The following is a 20,612-nucleotide window of genomic DNA, read 5'->3' on the forward strand; positions in this document are numbered from 1 at the left end:
TACAGGGTGTAGTGGTCAGCGTCGGGGCGTGAGGGCGAACACAGGATGGTCGGCGTCGTCGGGCAGTTTCCGCCAGTAGGCCTCGACCACCCGGCCCGCCAGCGGCCGGAACACCGCGATGATCGGCGCCCGGTCCTGCACCGGTACCTCGGTGGCCGTGTAGGGGGCGCCGTCGACCTCCACCTTCGGGTCGACGCGCACGTTGCGCACCCACTCGGAGTCCCCGCGGGTCGACACCAGATACCTGACACCGTCGATCTCGGGCACCACCACCGGGATCCGCTGGGCCGTCCCGCTGCGCCTGCGGGTGACGGTCAGCGTCTGCCCCATACCGGTCTTCATCGCGACGCGGTTGAAGACCTTCGCGACGAACCACGGCGGCTTGAGGTAGGCCATGGAGATGAGTTTGATCGTCGGCATGAGACATCCGCAATGGTGTGCGGCCGTGCTGCTGTCCGCGGCGGCCGCACTCACCGGCTGCGGCACCGACGTCACCGACGGTGATGGGACGACCGCTCCGCCGCCACCGATCACCGCGGCCCTGCAGGACTGCGGCCCCGCGCCGATGTCCCACCCGGGGCCGGGCCGGGCCATCCATGTCATGCGGGGCACCACGAACATCGACTGCCCCGAGGCGCTCCGGGTGATCGCGAAGTGGGACGCGGCGCCGGGTGGCCGGTCGGCCGGCTACTTCAAGGAGTTCGAGGACTGGGACTGCACCGCGACCGGCGACTGGCAGGACCGACTGGCGGACCAGCACATGCTGACCTGCGAACGGTCCGACGGCGCCACTGTCTACCTGGACCGGCCATGACGGACCTCCCGGCGGGCCGACGCCTGGGCAGGATCAAGCGCTCGCCGACCAGGTGAGCAGTCGGTGTCGCTCACCCTGTGTCATCACGGTGCCGGGCATCACCCGCAGCCGGTACGGGGTCAGCCGCCAGGCCGCGAACGCCGGGGACGTGGGTCCGTCGCGCCACGGCTCGATGATCGCCGGGTCGTAACCGACCGGTTCGGGTCCGTTCTCGAACAGCTGCCAGACCCCGGTGCGGCGGTCGTCGTCGAGGATCCACTCGACTGTGCAGTCGGCACTGCAGGTGTCGTGGGTGGTGGTCCAGTAGCTCACCGCGACATCGGGATGCGCCGCGAGGTGAGATTCCTTCAGCGGGGTAGGCGACGTCGCGATCCACCCGACCAGATCGGTGCCGTCCCACTCCCAGATCGGATGCAGGATGCGCGTGCGGGGCCGGCCGTCGGGACCGACCGTGGCCACCGACGCCCACACGATCGCGTGGGCCATGGCGACGAACTCGGGGGCGATGCGATCCAGGTCCGTCACGGCGCCCACTCTAGGACGTCAGCCCTCCTGGAGCTTCTTGAACTCGTCGGAGTTTCGGTACTCGACCTTGCCTTCCTCGGCGGAGGTCTCGATGTTGCCCTTGTCCTTGTCGTCGACCCATTCGGAGACCGCGGTCCCGGAGACGGTGCCGTCGCTGCCCGGCAGCGTGGTCGTCTCCAAATCCTCCTCGTAGGCCTTCCGCATCTCCTTGGCCTTCTCTTTGTGCTCGTCGGTGACCTCGGGCTTCTCCGTCAACTGGCCCGCATCGGTCTTCTCGACGTTCTGGTCGCCGTCGTTCTGGTTGCCGTCGTTCTGGTCGCCGTCGTTCTGGTCGCCGTCGTTCTGAGACGAGTCGCTCTGTTCCTGGTGTTCCTGCTGTTCGGTAGCCATGGCAGCAGACTGCCCGAAACTGTGACCCAGGAAACAGGAAGCTGGTCAGGCGGGGACGGCGCGCAGCGCGGCGGGCAAGCTCGGCAGGAAGTGCCGGGTGGCGAACGCGCGGAGGTCGTCGTCGGTGTCCAGGGGCGCGGCGCTCGGCAGCAACAGCACCATCGCGGCGTATCGCAGGATCGTGTCGGCCAGCTCGTTGACGGCCTGCGGGCCGATCCGGTCGGCAAACCCCGCGGGGAAGATCACCCGCAGCGCCCCGGCCATCCGCTCGATCGCGGCGGCCCAGTGCTGATGCGCCAGCGCCATCACGAAGCCGGGCTCGTCGTCCATCATCCGCTGCAGCACCCGGTGTGTGCGGAACCGCTGGATCGACAGGACGAACGCCTCGACGTAGTAGTTCGCCTGCGGTCCCGACCGGGCGAGTTCGGCGGCGATGTCGGCGAACAGGGCGACGTTCTCCCGCTCGACGACGGCGGCCACCAGTTCGTCGCGATTGGCGAAGCGCCGGTAGATGGTGGTCCGGCTGACCCCGGCCCGGCGCGCCACGTCGTCCAGCGCGACCCGGCGGAAGCCGTGCCGCTCGAACTCGGCGACTGCGGCGTCGAGGATGGCCTCGGTGGCCGGGTCAGGCCCCGGCGCCGGCACGCGCGTAGCCCTGCTGTGCGTACGTGTTGTAGCGCACCGTCATCGGCAGCCGGTCCCAGAGCCAGTTGACGGGCCGCGACCGCCACAGTGCGGCGAAGCGCTGATAGCGGCGTTCCTGGCGGTCGGTCCACGGCAGATCGAGCAGCCGGCGCGCCTGCGGCGGCAGACCGCCCGTGGTCAGGAACGCTGCGAGCGGGTCGAACGCTGTCGACACCACCCGCCACACGGCCGGGTGCACGCCCTTGGGGCAGGGGAAGCCCTTGGTGACGTAGCCGACGCCGTACCTGGCCGTCCTGTGCGCGACCACCGTCTGGTCGAGCATCCGCTGCCAGTACCGCTCGAACTCGGCGTAGTCGGCGGGCATCGGCCGGTCACTGACGCCGTAGCGGCGGTACCAGGTCTTCGACTCCGCGTAGATCTGTTCCTTCTCGGCCTGCGAGAGCCTCTTGACGAACGTGTCGGCGAAGTACAGCACCTGCTCGACGAACGTGGCGTGCGCCCAGAAGTAGGTCTCGGGATCCAGCGCGTGATACCTGCTGCCGTCAGGCATCTCGCCCTTGATGTCGTGGTGGAAGTCGCGCACGTTGAAGCCCTCGTTGGCGTCCTCCGAGCCGTACACCGTCATGAAGATCGGCGGCAGTGACCGCTTCACCCGCGCGGCGGTGTCGTCGAAGAACACCGAGTGGTCCAGCACGCCCTGCCCGAGCTCGGCGAGCATGTTCTGCAGTACCGCGGGCCGCGGCCCGATCAGGTACATCCGGTTGTCGCCGAAATACCGCCACACCAGCGACTGCGGCCCCAGCGGCAGTGCGTCTGCGGGGGTGTCGGTTGCGGCGTCGTTCTCGGCCAGCTCGGTCATGGGAACAGTGTTACAGATTCTGCACTTTGTACCAAGATCGGTGTGACGGGGTTCACCGACACATGTTCGGGGAGTGCGTCAGGGTCAGTTGCGGCGCAGCCGGGCGACGCCGAGCACCGCGAGCACACCCGCGACGGTCGCCAGCAGCAGCGCGAGCACCAGCGCCGGCGCCGAGTACACCGGCTGGGTGGTCGCCGGCTCCCCCGCGACGATGGGCGCGACCAGCACTGTCGACCGGGCCGACAGCCAGCTCAGCACGCACCCGACGGCGGCGATTCCGGCCAGCACCAGCTCGACCGTCGCCCGCAACCGTGCCCTCACGCCGCGTGCTCGCCGACCAGCCCGGTCAGCGCCGCCCGCAGGGCGGCGTGCCGTCGCGCCCACGCCTGCGCGTGGCGGCCACCGGAGAGCTTGAGGCCGATGCCGGTGCGGCCCCGCGGCACCCCCGTGAGTTCGCCGAGGGCGCGCGAGGACTGCCAGGGCAGGATCTCCCGGCCCTCCGCGGGCGGGAAGATCCGCACGATGTCGACGATCTGGATGGTCTCGGCGCCTTGGCGCAGCGTCAACGGCGTCAACTCGACCGACGTGTGGATTCGCGCGGCCTTCACCTGGATCGCAAGGAAGCCCGTCACCAGGACGAGGAACATCCCCGGCACCAGCGGTTGCAGACCGTAGCCCGCCGACAGCTGGATCAGCGCCATCGCCACCCCGGCCACCGGCCCGGCCAGCAGCCACCACCAGCTCGCGCCGGGCTCGCGGAACAGCACCTGTACCGGCGCGGCGTCGTCGCTCATATCCGGTCCTTCGCGGTGAACCAGGCCGACGAAGCCGGGCGGGTCAACAGGACCACCCCGGCGACGATCGGCAGGACCCCCGCCAGCGTGATGGGTTGCGAGATGCCGAACACGAAGGCCAGTACCGCGAGGATCAGCGTGATCGCCAGCCCGAGACCGATGGTGGCGCGCCGGAACCGGGGATCGCCGCCACGGGTCCGGCCGGCCAGGAAGGCCATTGCGGCGCCACTGAGCACCGACCCGATCCCCATCCCTCGGTAGAGCAGAAGGTACTGGCGGACCTGCTCGTCGGAGACGGCCGGGTCGATCGCGTCGCGGGCCGCGTCGAAGCTGACCGTGGCCGCGAGCATCCCCCCGCCGATGAGGACGACCGCGCCGACGACGAGCAGCCAGAACGCCACGTCGACGACGCGTGGTCTGCTCAGGGGCTGCTGCGGTGCCGACATCCGGGCCAGCCTAACGGTTCACCGGGTGAACCAGCCGTGGGCGTCCTTGCGGTGCAACAGGAAGACCCCGCCCCCGATCAGCACCGACCCGACGATGGTCGCGGCGGCGTAGAGCAGCGCCGCCGGCGTTTCGCGTTCGGTGGTGAACAGGTTCGCCGCGGCGTACACCACAGAGGCCATGCCGCCACCGGTCAGCAGCGTGCGCGCCCAGCGGTAGCCGGAGCGCATCAGGATCAGGAACGTGACGACCACCGCGGACAGCACCACCGCAACCAGTCCCGCAACGGCGTACCGCAGCACCGCCGGGCCCACCGGCGTCACCACGGTGTCCACCACGTAACCGACCACCATCAATGGCAGCGCGACGATCCACAGCCAGAATCCGGTGTCGACGTCCGGTGGCCGCTCGGTCGTCTCCGTCACGCCAGCCAGCCGGCCACGTCGGCCGCCCAGTAGGTGAGGACCAGATCGGCGCCGGCGCGCCGGATGCTCGTGAGTGTCTCCAGCGCGACGGTGCGCTCGTCGATCCAGCCGTTGGCCGCGGCGGCGCAGATCATCGCGTACTCACCCGACACCTGGTAGGCCGCCACCGGAACCGGCGAGATGTCGGCGGCGGCCCGCACGATGTCGAGATAGCTCATCGCCGGCTTGACCATCACGATGTCGGCGCCCTCGTCGATGTCGAGTCGCACCTCGTGCAGCGCCTCCCGGGCGTTGCCGGGCTCCTGCTGATACGTGCGCCGGTCGCCCTGCAGGCTCGACGCCACCGCCTCGCGGAACGGACCGTAGAAGCCGGATGCGAACTTGGCGGCGTAGGCCAGGATCGCCGTGTCGGTGTGCCCGGCCGCGTCGAGCCCGTCGCGGATGGCGGCCACCTGACCGTCCATCATGCCGCTCGGTCCGACGACGTGAGCGCCTGAATCCGCCTGTGCCACAGCAAGTTCGACGTACCGATCATTGGTGAGGTCGTTGTCCACCCGGCCGCGGTCGTCGACCACGCCGCAGTGCCCGTGGTCGGTGAACTCGTCCAGGCAGGTGTCCGCCATCAGCACGGTCTGCTCGCCGAGGTCGGCGGCCAGGTCCCGCAGTGCGACGTTGAGGACACCATCGGGCGCCGATCCGGCAGATCCCAGCGGGTCCTTGTCCTCGTCGCGGGGCACGCCGAACAGCATCAGGCCGCCCACCCCGACGGACACGGCGTCGGCCGCCGCGCGCCGGAGCGACTCCCGGGTGTGCTGTACGACGCCCGGCATGGACGAGATCGGGCGGGGCTCGTCGATGCCGTCGGCGACGAACATCGGCAACACCAGATGCCGCGGCTCCAGAGACGTCTGCGCCACCAGCCGGCGCATGGCCGGCGACGAGCGCAACCTCCTCGGCCGGTGCCGGGGGAAGGCCACCGCTACCGCCGGCGGCTCTTCTTACGCGGCGGGGGCAGCGCGCCCTCGGCACGCAGCCGCGCCGCATGCTCGGCGAGCGCGTCGACCAGGGGTCCCACCGCGGCGATCTCGGGCTGCACGTCCACGCGCAGGCCGAACTCCGCTGCGGTCTCCGCGGTCTTGGGCCCGATGCACGCGACGATGGTCCGGGCGTGCGGCTTGCCCGCGATGCCCACCAGGTTGCGCACCGTCGAGCTCGACGTGAAGCAGACCGCGTCGAAGCCGCCGGTCTTGATCATCTCGCGGGTCGATGCCGGCGGCGGCGCGGCGCGCACAGTCCGGTAGGCGGTGACGTCCTCGATCTCCCAGCCGCGCTCACGCAGGCCCTCGGCCAGCGTCTCGGTCGCGATGTCCGCGCGCGGCAGCAGCACCCGGTTCACCGGGTCGAAGATCTCGTCGTACGGCGGGAAGTCGTCGAGCAGGCCGAGCGAGGACTGCTCGCCGGTCGGCACCAGCTCCGGGTTGATGCCGAACGCGCGCACCTTGTCCGCGGTGGCCTGTCCGACGCAGGCGATCTTCACCCCGGAGAACGCCCGGGCGTCGAGTCCGAACTCGTTGAATTTCTCCCACACCGCACGCACCGCGTTGGTGGAGGTGAAGACGACCCACTGGAAGCGGCCGTCCACCAGACCCTTGACCGCGCGTTCCATCTGCGCGGGACTGCGTGGCGGCTCGACCGCGATGGTGGGCACCTCGATCGGCAGGGCGCCGTGGCCGACCAGCTTGTCGCTCATCTCGCCGGCCTGGTCCTTGGTGCGCGGCACCAGCACGGTCCAGCCGTACAGCGCGCGGCTCTCCCACCAGTTCAGCCGGGCGCGGTGCGCGACGGTCTTGCCGATGGTCACCACCAGGGGCCCGGTCAGCGGGGACAGCGCGCCGCTGGTGTCGGGTGCGGTCAGCACCGCCTTGTCCGTGAGGCCGCCCAGCGTCGACTCCACCGAGCGCTGCTGGCACGTGGTGCCGTTGGCGGTGACGACGGCGGGCGTCGCGTCGGCCAGGCCGTACTCGATCAGCGTGCGGGCGGCATCCGGCAGGTGCGACGCGGTGGCGTGCAGGATCAGCGGACCCGGTGCGGCGGCCAGCGCGGCCCAGTCCACGTCGCCGCGCACGTCGGCGACGGTGTGGGTGGAGCCGAGCGGCAGACCGGCGTAGCTGGGCACTGCGGTGGTGTCCGGCAGCCCTGGAACGACCTCGAAGTCGAGGTGGCTCTTGGCCAGGGTGTTGATCTCGGTGATGACGGAGTCCACCGACAGTGGATCGCCCGCGACCAGCCGGACCACGTCGGCGCCGTGACGCGCCTCGGTGATCAGTGTCTTGGCCACCTCGGCCGGGTCACCGAGTGCCGGACGCACCTCGGGGCCACCCGGGATCGCCTGCGCCGCAGACGCTTCCGCGTCCACCGCGGCGTCCGCGTCGGCCGGCTTGGGTGCCTCGGCCGGGGCCGGTCCCGCCGGCGGCGGCAATGCGGAGCCGACCAGCGCCAGCACCGCACCGGGCACGTCCGGGTCGGTGAAGACCAGCGCGGCGTTGGCGAGCACGGTCTGCGCACGCGAGGTCAACAGGCCGGGGTCACCCGGGCCCGAGCCCACGAACGTGATGCGGCCGGGCTTCGTCTTACGGCCTCGTACGCCCACTTGCCGAGTCATCTGTCGCTCACTCCGCTCTACAGCTTCAGTTGAGATCCGCCATGAGCTCGCGCGCGCCCAGTTCGAACAGCTCCGAGGCCACGGAGACGCCCAGGTCCCTGGCCCGACCCGGAGTTCCGATGCCGGACGCACGGATCACGTCGGATCCGTCCAGCGTCGCCACACAACCGCGCAGCGACAGCTCTTCGAAGATGTGGCCCTCCTCATCGATCGACTCGACCACTTCCGCGATCGCGCCCACCGGTGCGGAACAGCCCGCCTCCAGTTCGGCGAGCAGGGTCCGTTCGGCGGTGACCGCAGCACGCGTGTCGGCGTCGTCAAGCTCCGCCAACAGCGCGGCCAGCCCGGAATCCGCTGCGCGACATTCCACCGCGAGCGCCCCCTGAGCCGGCGCCGGCAACATCTGCACCGGCTCGAGGGTCTCGGTGACATCGCCCAATCGTCCGATGCGAGCCAATCCCGCCCGGGCGACGACGACGCCGTCGAGATCACCGCCTGTAACCCTGTTCAACCTGGTATCTAGGTTGCCTCTTAGGGGGCGGATTTCCAAACCGAGACCCAGTGCTCTAAGCTGCGCCGCCCGCCGCGGGCTCGACGTGCCGATCACGGAGCCGGTGGGCAACTCGCCGAGCACCATCCCGTCGCGGGCCACCAGGGCATCCCTCGGGTCCTCGCGCCTCGGTGTCGCCGCGATGACGAACCGCTCGTCCTGCGCGGTCGGCAAGTCCTTGTACGAGTGCACGGCCATGTCGACGCGGCCGTCGGCGATCGCGTCGCGCAGCGCGGCGGTGAACACGCCGACGCCGATCTCCGCGACCGGTGCGGACGACCGGTCGCCCTCGGTGGAGATGATGACCAGCTCGGCGCGATGCCCGCGCTGTACCAGGGCGTCGCGGATGGTGGCGGCTTGGGTGGTCGCCAGGAGGCTGCCTCGGGTGCCGATCCGGATGGGCCCGGAGTCCGTTGAAGGCGTCAAGCGCTACTCGGACTTGTCGAAGTCGAGTGCCGTGGCGCTCATCGCGTCGCCCCCGGCCACCAGCGGCAGTTCGCCTGCCGCGACGGCGTCGACCGCCTGCGGGTCGAGCTCGAACAACTCCCGCAGCGCCTCGGCGTAGCTGTCGCCGCCCGGCGCACTGGCCAACTGCTTGACCCGCACCGTCGGCGCGTGCAGCAGCTTGTCGACCACCCGCCGCACGGTCTTGGCCACCTCGTCGCGGTGTGCGGCCTCCAGGCCGGGCAGCCGGTTGTCCAGCCGCAGCAGTTCGGCCTCGACCACGTCGGCCGCACGCTGCCGCAGCGCCGTGACGGTCGGGGTGACCTCGGCCATCCGCTGACCGGTCAGGTAGGCCGACACCTCCGCGGCGACGATCGCGCGCGCTGCGTCGGCGTCGGAGGCCGCGGCGCGTGCGGACGGCTCGCGCTGGATGCGGTCCATGTCGATGACGTAGACACCGGGCAGGCCGGCGATCGCCGGGTCGACGTCGCGGGGCATGCCGAGGTCGCAGATCACCAGCGGGCGCTGCTCCGGCCGGCCGGTCAGCCCGCGGTGTGCGTCGGCCAGCGACACCACCGGGCGCACCGCGCCGGTCGAGGTGATCACCACGTCGGCGTCGGCGAGCACGGTCGCGATGTCGTCGAGGGCCACCGCGTCGGCCGCGAAGCCGTGTTTGCTCAGCACCTCCGCCAGCCGGCGGGCCCTCGGCAGCGACCGGTTGACCACGTGCACGTGCCCCACACCGGCGCGGATCAGGTGCTTGGCCGACAGGGCGCCCATCGAACCAGCGCCGACCACGACCGCGGTGCGGCCGGCCAGCGTCCCGAGCTTCTTCTGGGCCATCCCCAGCGCCACCGACACCACCGATGCACCGGCGGCGTCGATCCCGGTCTCGGAGTGAACCCGCTTACCGACGGCCAGCGCGCGCTGCGACAGCTCGTGCAGGGTGCGGCCGACGGTCTGGTTGGCTTCGGCGGAGGCGTAGGCGCGCCGGACCTGGCCGAGCACCTGCTGCTCGCCGATCACGGCCGAGTCCAGGCCGCTGGCCACCGCGAACAGGTGCTCGACGGCGGCCTCGGCGTAACGCACGTAGGCGTACTTCGTCAGATCGTTGAGCGACATGCCGCAGTGCTCGGACAACACCTGCCCGATCACCGAAAGGCCACCGTGGAACGCCTCGACCACGGCGTAGACCTCGACGCGGTTGCAGGTGGACAGCACCATCGCCTCAGTCACGAGCGACGACTGGAGCACCTGGTCGACGATCTTCGCCTGGTCCGATTCATCGGTGCTCAATTGCTCGAGCACCGACACCGGCGCGCTGCGGTGCGAAACCCCGAAGAGCAGCACACTCATGGCCTCATCACCACATATCCACGTTAATCGCTAGATGGTTAGGTCACCAAATTCGTGACGGGGTCAACACTCCTGCAGATCGTCGGCCAGCCGTTCCTCGTCGACCTCGCCGTAGCTGTGCTCGATGCCGTCGAGCAGCACCACCGGCAGCCGGTCGCCGAACTCGGCACGCAGCGCGGCGTCTCCCGCGGCCGCGGCGGCGTCGACGTCCACCACCGACAATACGAATCCCAGCTCGCCGGCCAGCACGTCGAGCCGGCCCGCCGCCTGCGCGCACAACGGGCAGCCCTCACGTGTCAGCAACGTCACTCCCCGCCGGTCCACCCCGCAAGTATGCGGTGCCGGTGACCTAGGGTGAATCCGTGTCCGAATCCGCGGAGGCCGCACGCCAGCAGATCGCCGGTGACGCCAGCGCGGAGGCCGCCGTCACCCATCTCGAGGCGGAATCCGCACCCGCGCCGCCCGCCCCGCCGCCGGACCTGACCGCCGCGGCATTCTTCGACGTCGACAACACCCTCGTGCACGGCTCGTCGCTGGTGCACTTCGCACGCGGGCTGGCCGCCCGCAAGTACTTCACCTACGGCGACGTCCTGGGCTTCGTCTACGCGCAGGCCAAGTTCCAGCTCACCGGCCGGGAGAACAGTGAGGACGTCGCCGCCGGGCGGACCAAGGCGCTGTCGTTCATCGAGGGCCGTTCGACCGCGGAGCTGACGGCCGTCGGCGAGGAGATCTACGACGAGATCATCGCCGACAAGATCTGGCCCGGCACCAGGGCGCTGACCCAGATGCACCTCGACGCCGGACAGCAGGTGTGGCTGGTCACCGCGACGCCCTACGAGCTGGCCGCCACCATCGCCAGGAAGCTCGGCCTCACCGGCGCGCTGGGCACCGTCGCCGAATCGGTCGACGGGGTGTTCACCGGCCGCCTCGTCGGCGACATCCTGCACGGCAGCGGCAAGGCGCACGCGGTGCGGTCGCTGGCCATCCGGGAGGGCCTGAACCTGCGGCGGTGCACCGCGTACTCGGACAGCTTCAACGACGTGCCGATGTTGTCGCTGGTGGGTACGGCCGTCGCGATCAATCCGGATGCCGCCCTGCGCAGCGTCGCGCGGGAACGCGGCTGGGAGATCCGCGACTTCCGCACCGCGCGCAAGGCCGCCAAGGTGGGCGTGCCCTCGGCCGTCGCGCTCGGCGCGCTGGGCGGGGCGCTGGCCGCCGTGGTGTCCCGCCGCCAGGACAGTCGCTGGCATCTGCGCTGATAGGCTCGCGCGCTGAACAGGCCACCGCAGGACGGTCTAGTGGGGAGCAAGCGCAGTCATGGCCATCGCTGAAGACATCATCGGCACGCACTACCGGTACCCGGACTATTTCGAGGTCAGCCGGGAGAAGATCCGTGAATTCGCGCGTGCGGTCAAGGACGAGCACCCCGCCCATCACAGCGAGGACGCGGCCAAGGAGAGCGGCTACGACGGCCTCATCGCGTCGCTGACATTTCTCGCCGTGGCCGGCCGCAAGGTGCAGGCGGAGATCTTCAACCAGTTCGACGTGCCGATCAACATGGAGCGCGTGCTGCACCGCGATCAGAAGATCACCTATCACCGCCCGATCGTCGACGGGGACAAGCTGTTCTTCGACTCCTACCTCGACTCGGTGATCGAGGCGCACGGCACCGTCGTCACCGAGGTTCGCGGCGAAGTGAGCGACGAGCGCGGCGAGCCTGTGCTCACCAGCGTGGTGACCGTGATCGGCGAGGCCGCCCACGAGGGCGAGGCCGACGAGGTGTCCGCGACCATCAAGGCGCGGCGCGACGAAGCCATCGCCAAAATGGTTGCTGGGCAAAGATCCACCGGCGGATAGGCCGGTAGGCCGGATCAGCCCAGGAACATGTTCCTGCGGCCCGCCAGCAGTTGGTAGAGCGTCTGCTGGATGGTCTCGCGCACCTGGTCGGTCAGCTCGAAGGTGACCATCGGGTCGTCGGCGGCCGACTCGTCGTAGTCGGCGGTCTCGATCGGTTCGCCGAACTCGATGTGCCACTTCGACGGCAGCGGCACCAGACCCAGCGGCCCGGCGAGCGGGAACAGCGGCGTGATCGGGAAGTACGGCAGCCCGAGCAACCGCGCGAGCAGCTTGACGTCGGCGATCATCGGATAGATCTCCTCGGACCCGACGATCGAGCAGGGCACGATCGGCGCTTTGGTCCGCAGCGCCGCCGACACGAATCCGCCGCGGCCGAAGCGCTGCAGCTTGTACCGGTCCTTGAAGTGTTTGCCCAGGCCCTTGTAGCCCTCCGGGAAAACGGCCGTGAGCTCACCCGCGGCCAGCAGCCGGTGCGCGTCGGACGTGCAGGCCATGGTGTGGCCGGCCTTGCGGGCGGCCTGACCGACCATCGGCAGGTCGAACACCATGTCGGCGGCCAGCAGCCGCAGGTCCCGGTGTGTCGGGTGCTTGTCGTGCACGGCCACCGACGTCATCAGGCCGTCGAACGGCAGCACGCCGGCGTGGTTGGCGACCACGAGCGCCGCGCCGGTCTCCGGCAGGTTCTCGATACCGCTGACCTCGACCCGGAACCAGGACTTGAAGAGCCCTCGTAGCAAAGGCAGAAAGATTGCGTCGTTGAGGTGTTTGTCGAACCCGAACTCGTCGACGACGTAGTCGCCCGACATCCGCTTGCGGACGAACTCCGCGGCCGCGGCGATCCGCTTGGCGAGTTCGGTGGGGGTCTCCTCGACCGGGCCGGAGCCGGTCGGACCACCGCGCCGCTGGTCGATCTCGCGCACCACCGCGGCGATCTGCTCGGCCGACGCCCGACCACCGGGATCGGCCATCAGAGAGGGATGTCGGCGAGCACTCTCGGTGCGTTGCGCGGCCCGCCTCGAGGCCGCGGCGCGACCCGAACTTCCATGCAACGGAATGACTTTGGCTTTTGGCTCGCCCGGCACGTCGGTACCTCTTCCCACCCGATTTCTTGAGTGTCTATCGTCCCCAGCGCTGTGCCGCAGACACGGCGCGACTCTCCATTGAGCGTACCCACCGCGGGTCGATGATCGGCGTCAAACCCCGACCGCGGACGTAATCGTCAAAAGCTTCCACGGTCGACCACTTTGGGTGATAACCGAGGTCCTTGCGCATCCGTCCGGTGTCCATCACCCGGCCGTAACTCAGGTAGTCGAGCTGCTCACGATCGAGCTCAGTGTAGCGAGTCGCGCGGCGCAGCGAATCCACTGCCCAGAGGGCCGAACGCGGCACCGGCAGCGGGACCCGGCCGGCCCGGCGGAGCGCCTGACTCATCATGATGATCCCGTCGGCGCCCACGTTGAACGTGCCCGCCCGCCCGGCCATGGTGGCCCGCTCGAGCACCCCCAGCGCATCCTGCTCGTGCAGCAGCTGCAGCCTCGGATCGTGGCCGACCACCGTCGGCACCACCGGCGCACTGAGGTAGCGCGACAGCGCGGTGTCCATCGCGGGCCCGATCATGTTGGCCAGCCGCAGGATGGTGACGGCGATGTCGGATCTGCGACGGGCCAGGCCACGCGCATAGCCCTCGATGTCCATGCTGTCGCGGGCGAAGCCCTCGCCGGGCGGCCGGCGGGCGCTGCTGTCCTCGGTGAACATCACCGGATCTCGCGACGTCGACCCGTAGACCTCCGACGTGGACTTCAGCACCACGCGGCGCACCGACGGCGCCTTCTGGCAGGCGGCGAACAACTGGATCGCGCCCATCACGTTGAGTTCCTTCAGCGTCGCCCGCCCGCCCGAACGGGGCGCGTAGGACGCAGCCGCGGCGTGCACCACGGTGTCCACGTCGCCGTTGCGGATCACCTTCGCGATGAACGGATTCCGGATGTCGGCGCGCACGAACTCGGCGCGGCCCATCCGACGCAGCAGGTCCTTGCTCGGCGCGATCGCATCCACCGCGATGACGTGGTTGATCAGAGGATTCTGCGCCAGCCTGGCGGTCAGATAACCGCCGAGGAACCGGCACGCTCCGGTGACCAGGACCACCTTCGGGTAGTGCACCGCATCGCCCGAGGCGGAGTCGCCAGAACTCTCCATCCGGCCAGCCTATAGGCGGAAGCTGAAAGCTACTTGCCGAGTTTTCTGCGCTGCACCCGAGTGCGACGAAGCAGCTTGCGGTGCTTCTTCTTCGACATACGCTTACGGCGCTTCTTGATGACTGAACCCATGTACTCCGCTACCTAAAGTCTTCTCGAGCCGCGTTGACTCGACCGGCACACTTTACCCGGGCGGCCCTTGCGAAGGGAAAACGCCCGGTCTGAGGCCGGCGCAATCGCGCCAGGAGGCGATCAGCCTGCGTCGAAGTACGAGCTCTCGAGCATGTCGTGAACGGCCTTGGCATGCACCCGGAACGACCGGCCCACACGCACTGCGGGCAGCTCGCCGTTGTGCACCAACCGATACACCGTCATCTTGCTCACCCTCATCAGGCTCGCCACTTCGGCGACAGTGAGGAATTGGGCCCGTGGCGGTTGGCCGTCGGAACCTCCGCCGTCCCGCTTCCCGCCAGCCGAATCCCGTGCCGATGGCCCGTTCATAGACGTCATCGCAACCCAATCCATCAGGCCGGGCAGTTCCAGCGGCTTCCCCACCGCTGGCACCGACCCGTGCATACACGAGGAGAATAGCGTGGCGGGTGGGGTTACTGCGACGGGTGTGGGCTAATCAATTTCAATTCGTCGAACTACGAAGATGTAATTCCTAGCTGCTCAGAGCGTGTTTTCGCGGCCTCGACCGCGTTGGCCACCGCTGCCCGCAAACCACCGCGTTCGAGTTCCCGCAGCCCAGCGGCGGTGGTGCCCGCGGGCGAGGTAACCGTGGCACGCAGCTGCGCGGCGGTGGTGTCCATGGTGGTGCCCATCGCCGCCTCGCCGACCGGCTGGGCCTCGTCGAGCCGCTCGAGCAGCATCGCCGCCGAACCCGCCATCGTCTGCACCACCAGATCGGTGGCCACCGAGCGGCTGAGGCCGGCCGCGACCCCCGCATCGACGAGGGCCTCGACCATCAGGAAGAAGTACGCCGGACCGGAACCCGAGACCGCGGTCACCGCGTCGAGCTGGCTCTCCGGGACGGTGAGCACGCCGCCGACCGCGTCGAAGATCGCCGACACCTCTTTCAGATGCGCCGGGGTGGCGAACCGGCCCGGCGCCAGCGCACTGACACCGCCACCGACGACGACGGGGGCGTTGGGCATCGCGCGCACCACCGGCGCACCCGCGGGCAGCCGGTTCTCGTAGAAGCCCGTCGTGACGCCGGCCGCCACGGTGACGAAGACCTGCTCTGCGGTGTCGGTCTCGGCGTGCGCGGCGGCCTGGGCGATGTCGTCGATGACGTTCTCGACGTCGGCGGGCTTGACCGCGACGATCACGTAGTTCGCGTTCTCCGCGGCATCGGCGACGGAGGTGACGAACACCGAGTACTTGTCGGCGAGGAATTTCGCCCTGTCCGAGTACTTCTCGGCGACCACCAGGTCCTTGACGTGACGGCCCGCCCGCAGCAGCCCGGACAGCAGCGCCTCGCCCATGCTCCCGCCACCGATGATCGCGATCCTCGACATGGGCCACAGCATTCCATGCCGGACGATCTCAGGCGGGAGGCGGCACCATGGCCAGCTGGCGGGTCTGCACGATGATGCGGCCCTCCCGGTCGACGACGATGTGGTCCTCGTCGAACCAGTCCTGGCCGATCTGCACGGCCGTGCACATGACCCGCAGCCAGCCGTCGGCCGGCAGGCCCCGCAGGTAGGCCGTCAGCTGCACCGTGGGTGCCCAGCCGCTGCGGTCGACGGCGAAGGTCACCGGCGCCGACACGTCGCCGCACAGCAGGGCGAACAGCACGTCGGGCGCACTGTCCTTCGGCCGCACCCAGTACTCGAACACCGGCGGCCCGCCGTCGGGCCGCGGCCCGAGGGTGTGCAGGGCGGGCCGGATGTCGCAGCCGTGCGCCAGGTGCACGATGTCGGCCATCGGATGGCCGGGGCCGATCGGCTCCAGCCCGGGCGGCGGTTCCGGCGTCATCAGCGGTATCACCGGGTTGAAGCTGAGCAGCGGGGGCACGTGATGCTCGGCATCGGCCAGGGTCACCGCGACGGTGACCGCGGTCCGATCCCCCTGGGTGAGCTCGACGTCGACGAGGCTGACCCGGCGGCCGCGCTTGCGTACCGAGGTGTGCACCCGCATCGGCCCGGGGTCGGGCGCCCACAGGTAATTGGCGGAGACGGCGATCGGCTGCAGGCTGTTCTCGGCGCCGGACCCGTGCACGATGCCCGCCGCCTTGGCGCACAACGCGAGCATCGCGCCGCCGTGCACCTTGGGGCCGATCGTCCAGTGCTCGTTCAGCTCCCCGTCGTACACGCCGGTGCGACCGTCCTGTTCGACGGTGGTCAGGGTCATGGCATCGATGAACGACGTGGATCCAGGCACGGTGACATTGTCCGGGGTGCGGGCGCGGGTCAGCGCAGCAGGTGGGTCCTGGCGAATTGCAGCGACTCCCGCAGCAGCGCCTCGCGTTCGGCGGCGTTGCGCGCCCCGGACGTGGTGACCTCCAGGATCACGTGTCCGCTGAAGTCGCCGTTGGCCAGCGTCTCGCACACCTCGACAGTGGGCTGGGTGCCGCGGCCGGGCACCAGGTGCTCGTCGACGGACGCTCCGCTGCCGTCGCACAGATGCAGGTGCACAAGTCCGTCACCCATCCGCTGCGCCATGTCGACGGCGTCGGTGCCCGCCGTTGCGGTGTGGCTGAGGTCGAGCGTGTAGTGCGCGTGGTTGCCGTCGAGCGGGTCGTACGAGGGCGCGAACGCCGAGATGCCCGGTCCGGGCTTGCCGCCGCGCTTGCGCATCCGCTCGATCGAGGTCGGGCCCGCGCCGAAGAACCGGTCGGCCCGGAAAGGGAACATGTTCTCCACCGCGACGACGACGTCGCTGCCTGCCTCCAGATCGGCGACCTGCTGGGTGAATCCCTGCGCGTAGCGACGCTGCCACCGGAACGGCGGATGCACGACGACGGTCTGGGCGCCGAGCTGCTCGGCGGCCCGCACACTGCGTTCGAGTTTGGCGACCGGGTCAGCGCCCCACACCCGCTGGGAGATGAGCAGGCACGGCGTGTGCACGGACAGCACCGGGATGCCGTAACGCTCGGACAGCTCGCCGACCGCGTCGATGTCCTGGCTGACCGCCTCCGCCCACACCATCAGCTCGACACCGTCGTACCCGAGGCGGGCCGCGTACTCGAACGCGGCCTCGGTCCTCAGCGGATAGACCGAGGCCGTCGACAGACCGACCTTGATGGCGGGGCGCACGGGCGGGCTAGCCGGACTGCAGCAGCGCCAGGGGCCCCAGCGTGACCAACGCCCCGACCGCGACCGCGATCAGCGTGCTGCCGATGTCCTCGGTCTTGCGCACCACCCGCACGCCGACGACGAGGCCCAGGATGACCAGCACGGACAGCACCAGCGCGACGATGTTGTTCCACTTCCACAGCTGGTCGAAGGCGACGAAGAGGCCGGCGCCGAAGACGACCGCGAGAATGCACTGCCCGACGATCCAGGCACCGCGCACGAACGCCGCCATCGGCGTGTCCGGCTCCTCGCGGACCGGGCCGTGCAACTCGAGGTCGAGGTCCTCGACGTCGCTCGTGCCGCGGCCGCGGGCAATGTCGTCGGCGACGGTCTGACCGCCGAACAGCGGGTTCTGGGAGCTGCGCATGTAGGACGGCTCGTCGTCGTCGGTGTCCGTGGCGCCGTCGTATCCGGCGTAGTCGGACTCGGCCGGATCGGCGAGGTCCAGCGGTGAGTCGTGCGCGTCGTCGCCGTACGCCTCGCCGTAGGTGGCGTCCAGGTCGAGCACGGCCGGGTCCGGGCTCATGTCCTCGGCGCCCGCGGCCGCCGGAGACGGGTGGTGGCGCAGCGCGTGGGCGTAGTGCGGTTTGCGCGGCGGCTGGAAGTCGACCGGATCGGGGTCGGCGTTCCTGCTGTCCAGGTGGGCCGTGTAGTCGGCCTCCGCATCGTCGACCTCGTCACGGTCGGCCTCGTCGGCGGGCGTCTCGGGCTCGGCCTCCACCACCGGCGCCGGCTCCGCGGTGCCGTTGGCCGGAAGCCGCCCGGTGACGTCACTGTCGCCGTCGGTCGCGACGGAGGTGTGGTCGTCGTGGTGAACGTCATCGGCGGCCACGTCGTCGGCGGCGTCGTGCGCGGTGTCGTGCGCGACGTCGCGGTCGGAGATGATCGGTATCTCACCGGTCAGCTCCGCGACCGTCACCGAGTCGCTGTTGCCGCGCCGACGCCTGCGCCTGCCGCCGACGGGCGGGGCGCCGATCGTTCCGTTCTTCGCCAGCAACTCGGCGACCGAAATGGGCCGGGTGCCGCTGGCGTTGTCTTCTGGTCCTGTCATCGTGTGCTGCCTTTGGGCCTGAGAACCTCTCGTCGCGCATCGCGCACGGACGTTTCCACCAGGGCGGTGCCGTCGGCCTCACTGTCGAGTTTCCGCAGAATCAGGCCTTCCCGCAATGCCCATGGACAGATGTCCACGGAGTCGATCGAAAGTGCGCGCATGCTCGCCTCGGCTACCAGAGCTCCGGCCACGATCTGTGGCGCCCGCTCGGCACTCACCCCTTCCAGTTCGGCACGGTCGGCCGTCGTCATCCTAGAGATGAAAGCTATGAGCTGCCGCAACCCGGTGGCGGTGAGTGTCCGTTTCACCCGGGGCCCGGCTCCCGACGGCGCCGCGCCGGTGAGCCGCGCCAGCGATCGGAACGTCTTCGAGGTGGCGACGGCGAGGTCGGGGCTGCCGGCCTTGAGAAGTTCGGCGCTCGAGTCGGCCAGCTCGGTGGCCAGCCAGTCGCGCAGCATCCCCACCCGGCGCCGGCCGGGCGGGTCGTCCTCGAGCCATTCGCGGGTGAGCCGACCTGCGCCCAGCGGCAACGACAGCGCGACCTCGGGCTCCTCGTCGACCCCGTTGGAGAGTTCCAGCGAACCCCCGCCGATGTCGATGTTGATGATCCGCCCGGCGCTCCAGCCGTACCAGCGGCGGACGGCCAGGAAGGTGAGCCGCGATTCGTCGACGCCGCTGAGCACCTGCAGTGACACGCCGGTCTCGGCGAGCACCCGGGCGAGCAGGTCCTCGGAGTTGGTGGCGTCGCGCACGGCCGAGGTGGCGAACGCCATCAATTCGGCGCATCCGGAGCTCGCGGCGATCTTGGCGAACTCGTCGATCGTGTCGACGAGTTTGTCGGCGCCCTTGCGGGTCAGCTTGCCGGACGAGTCGATGGCCTCGGCCAGCCGCAGCGACGCCTTCGTCGAGCTCATCGGCGTCGGGTGGCCGCCACGGCGGGCATCCACCACCAACAGATGCACCGTGTTGCTGCCCACGTCGAGTACGCCCAGTCGCACTCCCCCAACCTAGTGGGTGCCGGGCGAACATCCGGGAGGACTCCGGCAATGCCCGCGAAGTGCGTCCGGCCACCTGTCGCGGGAGTGCCCCACCCTGGATCGGAAGGTGTTGCGACGCATGCTCGATGTGATCTTCACACCGCGGCGACGCGCTCGCATTCCTGGTGCCGGATGACCGGCGCCGGGAGTAGCGTGTCGTCGTGGACAGTTCACATCCCGGTGAGGTCGAGCTGGACTTCGCCCGCGAGTGGGTCGAGTTCTATCACCCGGACGACCCCGAACAGATGATCGCGGCAGACATGACGTGGCTGTTGTCGCGGTGGACCTGTGTCTTCGGCACCCCGGCATGTCAGGGCACCGTCGAGGGCAGGCCGGACGACGGCTGCTGCTCGCACGGGGCCTTCCTGTCCGACGACGACGACCGCGCCCGGCTCGACGACGCGGTCAAGCACCTCACCGCCGACGACTGGCAGTTCCGCGAGAAGGGCCTGGGCAAGAAGGGCTACCTCGAGATGGACGAGTACGACGACAAACCCAACCTGCGCACCCGCAAGTACAAGGGCGCGTGCATCTTCCTCAACCGGCCCGGCTTCGAGGGCGGTATCGGCTGCGCACTGCACAGCAAGGCACTCAAGATGGGTGTCGAGCCGCTCACGATGAAGCCGGATGTGTGCTGGCAGTTGCCGATCCGGCGCAGCCAAGACTGGGTGACCCGGCCCGACGGCACAGAGATACTCAAGACCACGATCACCGAGTACGACCGCCGCGGCTGGGGGGAGGGCGGCGCGGACCTGCACTGGTACTGCACGGGCGACCCGGCCGCACACGTGGGATCGCGGCAGGTGTGGGAGTCCTACGGCCCTGAGCTCACCGAGCTGCTCGGCGAGAAGGCCTACGCCGAGCTTGCGGCGATGTGCAAGCGTCGCAATGGTTTAGGGCTGATCGCCGTCCACCCCGCCACTCGCGCATCGGAGTCACACGCCCATGGCTGACACGCTTTTCCTGTTCCGGCTGATCCCGCCGCGGGCGGATTTCGCGCAGACGATGACGGCCGATGAGCAGCAGGCGATGGCCGGGCATCAGGACTATTGGCGCACGTTGCTGGCCGACGGCCGGGTGGTGGTCTACGGCCCGGTCGCCGACCCAGAGGGCGTGTGGGGAATGGGTGTGCTGCGCGCACGGGACCAGGCCGAGGTGCTCGAGATCGGCCGCCGCGACCCGTCGGTGCTCGCCGGGGTCAACTCGTTCGAGGTGTTCGAGATCATGGGCGGCATCACCGGCTAGTTGCGGGTGGCTGTCAAGCG

28 protein-coding genes are annotated in these 20,612 nt (G+C 69.8%); 5 read left to right on the plus strand and 23 right to left on the minus strand.

What is annotated here, in order from left to right:
* Positions 1-15: 15 nt before the first annotated feature.
* Entirely contained in the window at positions 16-396 is a 381-nt protein-coding gene (locus tag AB0K11_RS06175; protein ID WP_364973775.1) for a nitroreductase/quinone reductase family protein, read from the minus strand.
* 22 nt (positions 397-418) lie between these two features.
* On the opposite strand from AB0K11_RS06175, the gene AB0K11_RS06180 reads away from it, so the two are divergent.
* Complete coding sequence (locus AB0K11_RS06180) at positions 419-814, plus strand: hypothetical protein (RefSeq protein ID WP_364973381.1); 396 nt, start codon at positions 419-421, stop codon at positions 812-814.
* A 33-nt stretch (positions 815-847) separates the two neighbouring features.
* On the opposite strand, the gene AB0K11_RS06185 is transcribed toward AB0K11_RS06180, so the two are convergent.
* The 13 genes from AB0K11_RS06185 to AB0K11_RS06245 all read right to left on the minus strand — a co-directional run bounded on the left by AB0K11_RS06185 (position 848) and on the right by AB0K11_RS06245 (position 10,232).
* A complete protein-coding gene (locus tag AB0K11_RS06185) occupies positions 848-1,339 on the minus strand; it encodes a pyridoxamine 5'-phosphate oxidase family protein (protein WP_364973384.1) in 492 nt (163 codons plus the stop codon).
* An 18-nt stretch (positions 1,340-1,357) separates the two neighbouring features.
* Positions 1,358-1,729 (minus strand): hypothetical protein, encoded by a 372-nt coding sequence (locus AB0K11_RS06190; protein ID WP_364973386.1) that lies wholly within the window; start codon positions 1,727-1,729, stop codon positions 1,358-1,360.
* 45 nt (positions 1,730-1,774) lie between these two features.
* Positions 1,775-2,374 (minus strand): helix-turn-helix domain-containing protein, encoded by a 600-nt coding sequence (locus AB0K11_RS06195; protein WP_364973389.1) that lies wholly within the window; start codon positions 2,372-2,374, stop codon positions 1,775-1,777.
* Positions 2,355-3,233: an oxygenase MpaB family protein gene (locus AB0K11_RS06200; protein ID WP_364973393.1), complete on the minus strand. Its 879-nt coding sequence runs from the start codon at positions 3,231-3,233 to the stop codon at positions 2,355-2,357. Before AB0K11_RS06200 ends, AB0K11_RS06195 begins: the two co-directional genes overlap by 20 nt.
* 84 nt (positions 3,234-3,317) lie before the next feature.
* Positions 3,318-3,554, minus strand: a complete 237-nt coding sequence (locus tag AB0K11_RS06205; RefSeq protein ID WP_364973395.1) for a hypothetical protein — start codon at positions 3,552-3,554, stop codon at positions 3,318-3,320.
* Positions 3,551-4,027 carry a DUF3093 domain-containing protein gene (locus AB0K11_RS06210; protein WP_364973397.1) on the minus strand — a complete coding sequence of 159 codons (477 nt, stop codon included), beginning with the start codon at positions 4,025-4,027 and terminating at the stop codon, positions 3,551-3,553. Before AB0K11_RS06210 ends, AB0K11_RS06205 begins: the two co-directional genes overlap by 4 nt.
* Positions 4,024-4,473: a hypothetical protein gene (locus tag AB0K11_RS06215; protein WP_364973399.1), complete on the minus strand. Its 450-nt coding sequence runs from the start codon at positions 4,471-4,473 to the stop codon at positions 4,024-4,026. The genes AB0K11_RS06210 and AB0K11_RS06215 overlap by 4 nt, the downstream gene beginning before the upstream one ends.
* Before the next feature lie 18 nt (positions 4,474-4,491).
* A complete protein-coding gene (locus tag AB0K11_RS06220; protein ID WP_364973401.1) occupies positions 4,492-4,896 on the minus strand; it encodes a hypothetical protein in 405 nt (134 codons plus the stop codon).
* Positions 4,893-5,873, minus strand: a complete 981-nt coding sequence (hemB, locus tag AB0K11_RS06225; RefSeq protein WP_364973403.1) for a porphobilinogen synthase — start codon at positions 5,871-5,873, stop codon at positions 4,893-4,895. The genes AB0K11_RS06220 and hemB overlap by 4 nt, the downstream gene beginning before the upstream one ends.
* A 2-nt stretch (positions 5,874-5,875) precedes the next feature.
* Complete coding sequence (locus AB0K11_RS06230) at positions 5,876-7,558, minus strand: bifunctional uroporphyrinogen-III C-methyltransferase/uroporphyrinogen-III synthase (protein ID WP_364973406.1); 1,683 nt, start codon at positions 7,556-7,558, stop codon at positions 5,876-5,878.
* A 25-nt stretch (positions 7,559-7,583) separates the two neighbouring features.
* On the minus strand, positions 7,584-8,507 hold the full coding sequence (hemC, locus tag AB0K11_RS06235; protein WP_364973778.1) for a hydroxymethylbilane synthase: 924 nt from the start codon (positions 8,505-8,507) through the stop codon (positions 7,584-7,586).
* Positions 8,508-8,537: 30 nt separating this feature from the next.
* The gene (locus AB0K11_RS06240; protein WP_364973408.1) at positions 8,538-9,908 is read right to left on the minus strand and encodes a glutamyl-tRNA reductase; all 1,371 of its coding nucleotides are present in this window, start codon (positions 9,906-9,908) and stop codon (positions 8,538-8,540) included.
* A gap of 63 nt (positions 9,909-9,971) precedes the next feature.
* Positions 9,972-10,232 carry a glutaredoxin family protein gene (locus AB0K11_RS06245; RefSeq protein ID WP_364973410.1) on the minus strand — a complete coding sequence of 87 codons (261 nt, stop codon included), beginning with the start codon at positions 10,230-10,232 and terminating at the stop codon, positions 9,972-9,974.
* 38 nt (positions 10,233-10,270) lie between these two features.
* Between AB0K11_RS06245 and AB0K11_RS06250 the strand changes: the two genes are divergently transcribed.
* On the plus strand, positions 10,271-11,167 hold the full coding sequence (locus tag AB0K11_RS06250; protein ID WP_364973413.1) for an HAD-IB family hydrolase: 897 nt from the start codon (positions 10,271-10,273) through the stop codon (positions 11,165-11,167).
* Positions 11,168-11,225: 58 nt separating this feature from the next.
* Positions 11,226-11,765, plus strand: coding sequence for a MaoC family dehydratase N-terminal domain-containing protein (locus AB0K11_RS06255; RefSeq protein ID WP_364973416.1), 540 nt, complete (start codon positions 11,226-11,228; stop codon positions 11,763-11,765).
* 14 nt (positions 11,766-11,779) lie between these two features.
* On the opposite strand, the gene AB0K11_RS06260 is transcribed toward AB0K11_RS06255, so the two are convergent.
* The 9 genes from AB0K11_RS06260 to AB0K11_RS06300 form a co-directional block, all read right to left on the minus strand.
* Complete coding sequence (locus tag AB0K11_RS06260; RefSeq protein WP_364973418.1) at positions 11,780-12,865, minus strand: lysophospholipid acyltransferase family protein; 1,086 nt, start codon at positions 12,863-12,865, stop codon at positions 11,780-11,782.
* 16 nt (positions 12,866-12,881) lie between these two features.
* The gene (locus tag AB0K11_RS06265) at positions 12,882-13,961 is read right to left on the minus strand and encodes an SDR family oxidoreductase (protein WP_364973421.1); all 1,080 of its coding nucleotides are present in this window, start codon (positions 13,959-13,961) and stop codon (positions 12,882-12,884) included.
* Between the two features lie 29 nt (positions 13,962-13,990).
* On the minus strand, positions 13,991-14,092 hold the full coding sequence (locus AB0K11_RS06270; protein WP_003402602.1) for an AURKAIP1/COX24 domain-containing protein: 102 nt from the start codon (positions 14,090-14,092) through the stop codon (positions 13,991-13,993).
* 120 nt (positions 14,093-14,212) lie between these two features.
* The gene (locus AB0K11_RS06275) at positions 14,213-14,470 is read right to left on the minus strand and encodes a helix-turn-helix domain-containing protein (RefSeq protein ID WP_264013154.1); all 258 of its coding nucleotides are present in this window, start codon (positions 14,468-14,470) and stop codon (positions 14,213-14,215) included.
* A 137-nt stretch (positions 14,471-14,607) separates the two neighbouring features.
* Positions 14,608-15,480 carry a pyrroline-5-carboxylate reductase gene (gene proC, locus AB0K11_RS06280; RefSeq protein ID WP_364973423.1) on the minus strand — a complete coding sequence of 291 codons (873 nt, stop codon included), beginning with the start codon at positions 15,478-15,480 and terminating at the stop codon, positions 14,608-14,610.
* 28 nt (positions 15,481-15,508) lie between these two features.
* Entirely contained in the window at positions 15,509-16,345 is an 837-nt protein-coding gene (locus AB0K11_RS06285; RefSeq protein WP_364973426.1) for a thioesterase family protein, read from the minus strand.
* 29 nt (positions 16,346-16,374) lie between these two features.
* Entirely contained in the window at positions 16,375-17,220 is an 846-nt protein-coding gene (locus tag AB0K11_RS06290; protein ID WP_364973429.1) for a sugar phosphate isomerase/epimerase, read from the minus strand.
* Between the two features lie 7 nt (positions 17,221-17,227).
* Positions 17,228-18,310 (minus strand): hypothetical protein, encoded by a 1,083-nt coding sequence (locus tag AB0K11_RS06295; RefSeq protein ID WP_364973432.1) that lies wholly within the window; start codon positions 18,308-18,310, stop codon positions 17,228-17,230.
* Entirely contained in the window at positions 18,307-19,308 is a 1,002-nt protein-coding gene (locus AB0K11_RS06300; protein ID WP_364973434.1) for a Ppx/GppA phosphatase family protein, read from the minus strand. The genes AB0K11_RS06295 and AB0K11_RS06300 overlap by 4 nt, the downstream gene beginning before the upstream one ends.
* A 200-nt stretch (positions 19,309-19,508) precedes the next feature.
* Between AB0K11_RS06300 and AB0K11_RS06305 the strand changes: the two genes are divergently transcribed.
* Entirely contained in the window at positions 19,509-20,300 is a 792-nt protein-coding gene (locus AB0K11_RS06305) for a hypothetical protein (RefSeq protein WP_364973436.1), read from the plus strand.
* Complete coding sequence (locus AB0K11_RS06310) at positions 20,293-20,592, plus strand: YciI family protein (RefSeq protein WP_364973438.1); 300 nt, start codon at positions 20,293-20,295, stop codon at positions 20,590-20,592. Before AB0K11_RS06305 ends, AB0K11_RS06310 begins: the two co-directional genes overlap by 8 nt.
* Positions 20,593-20,612 lie beyond the last annotated feature (20 nt).

The sequence above is a fragment of the Mycobacterium sp. NPDC050551 genome (assembly GCF_040674075.1).
Classification (GTDB): Bacteria; Actinomycetota; Actinomycetes; order Mycobacteriales; family Mycobacteriaceae; genus Mycobacterium.

Bases quoted from the DNA above. Each gene is read 5' to 3' on its own strand.
- AB0K11_RS06215 (WP_364973399.1), bottom strand. From the start codon at position 4,473: ATGTCGGCACCGCAGCAGCCCCTGAGCAGACCACGCGTCGTCGACGTG.
- AB0K11_RS06230 (WP_364973406.1), bottom strand. From the start codon at position 7,558: ATGACTCGGCAAGTGGGCGTACGAGGCCGTAAGACGAAGCCCGGCCGC.
- AB0K11_RS06240 (WP_364973408.1), bottom strand. From the start codon at position 9,908: ATGAGTGTGCTGCTCTTCGGGGTTTCGCACCGCAGCGCGCCGGTGTCG.
- AB0K11_RS06270 (WP_003402602.1), bottom strand. From the start codon at position 14,092: ATGGGTTCAGTCATCAAGAAGCGCCGTAAGCGTATGTCGAAGAAGAAG.
- AB0K11_RS06255 (WP_364973416.1), top strand. From the start codon at position 11,226: ATGGCCATCGCTGAAGACATCATCGGCACGCACTACCGGTACCCGGAC.
- AB0K11_RS06175 (WP_364973775.1), bottom strand. From the start codon at position 396: ATGGCCTACCTCAAGCCGCCGTGGTTCGTCGCGAAGGTCTTCAACCGC.
- AB0K11_RS06310 (WP_364973438.1), top strand. From the start codon at position 20,293: ATGGCTGACACGCTTTTCCTGTTCCGGCTGATCCCGCCGCGGGCGGAT.
- AB0K11_RS06190 (WP_364973386.1), bottom strand. From the start codon at position 1,729: ATGGCTACCGAACAGCAGGAACACCAGGAACAGAGCGACTCGTCTCAG.
- AB0K11_RS06295 (WP_364973432.1), bottom strand. From the start codon at position 18,310: ATGACAGGACCAGAAGACAACGCCAGCGGCACCCGGCCCATTTCGGTC.
- AB0K11_RS06180 (WP_364973381.1), top strand. From the start codon at position 419: ATGAGACATCCGCAATGGTGTGCGGCCGTGCTGCTGTCCGCGGCGGCC.
- AB0K11_RS06275 (WP_264013154.1), bottom strand. From the start codon at position 14,470: ATGACGTCTATGAACGGGCCATCGGCACGGGATTCGGCTGGCGGGAAG.
- AB0K11_RS06200 (WP_364973393.1), bottom strand. From the start codon at position 3,233: ATGACCGAGCTGGCCGAGAACGACGCCGCAACCGACACCCCCGCAGAC.
- AB0K11_RS06210 (WP_364973397.1), bottom strand. From the start codon at position 4,027: ATGAGCGACGACGCCGCGCCGGTACAGGTGCTGTTCCGCGAGCCCGGC.
- AB0K11_RS06265 (WP_364973421.1), bottom strand. From the start codon at position 13,961: ATGGAGAGTTCTGGCGACTCCGCCTCGGGCGATGCGGTGCACTACCCG.
- proC (WP_364973423.1), bottom strand. From the start codon at position 15,480: ATGTCGAGGATCGCGATCATCGGTGGCGGGAGCATGGGCGAGGCGCTG.